Source organism: Bartonella sp. AA83SXKL (assembly GCF_042196965.1).
Lineage (GTDB): Bacteria > Pseudomonadota > Alphaproteobacteria > Rhizobiales > Rhizobiaceae > Bartonella.
This window is the reverse complement of the sequence record NZ_JBHIRG010000238.1, coordinates 1-649: the sequence shown is the minus strand read 5'-3', so window position 1 is coordinate 649 and position 649 is coordinate 1. Positions and strand designations below refer to the sequence as shown.

Genomic DNA, 649 nt, shown 5'->3' with positions numbered 1-649 from the left:
CGCCGAGCAATACCCCAGCGACCAAAAGAATAACTTTACGAATCATTTCGGTTCCTTTTTGTTTTTTCAGTCCGCCACCAAGGAGTTGGATTCACAGGTTTCCCATGTTTTCTAAACTCAATGTAAAGCATTGGAGAAGTTTTTCCTATATCCAATGCGACACTGTTTGCAATAAATTGCATCCCCATCGTACCAAGAGGCTCACCTGAAAGAACAAATTGCCCCTGCGTTACATTAATTTTTGACATCCCAGTAAGAACGATATGGTAACCATTGCCAACATTAAGAATAATTAACTGTCCGTAAGAACGAAATGGTCCAGCAAAAGCAACAAGAGCATCAGCAGGTGCTACAATAATAGCTTCTGCTTCTGTTTCAATCATTTCCCCAAAGCGCGTAATCTGCGAACTATTCTTTACGTGCTGAATCAGTTTTCCTAAAACAGGAAAAAGTAAAGAACCTTTTCGGTTTTCAAAATTAGACTGCTCTAGCAATTGTAATGTTTTTTGCATCTGTACTGATACATCAGAATTAAGTTGTGACTGGCGGTCAAGCTCTAAAATCAATTCTTCCAAAGACTGCGCTTTTTTAACAAGAGCACTATTTTTTTGTTGCTGCTCTGTAAGTTCTTCTTCCGATCTTTTTTGTA

At 38.7% G+C, this 649-nt stretch carries 1 protein-coding gene; it reads right to left on the bottom strand.

Annotated features, from left to right (window positions below; all coding sequences use genetic code 11):
• Nucleotides 1-35: 35 nt before the first annotated feature.
• The coding region (locus ACFINO_RS10840) for a murein hydrolase activator EnvC family protein (RefSeq protein ID WP_375655859.1) at nt 36-649 on the bottom strand (614 nt) is incomplete at its 5' end.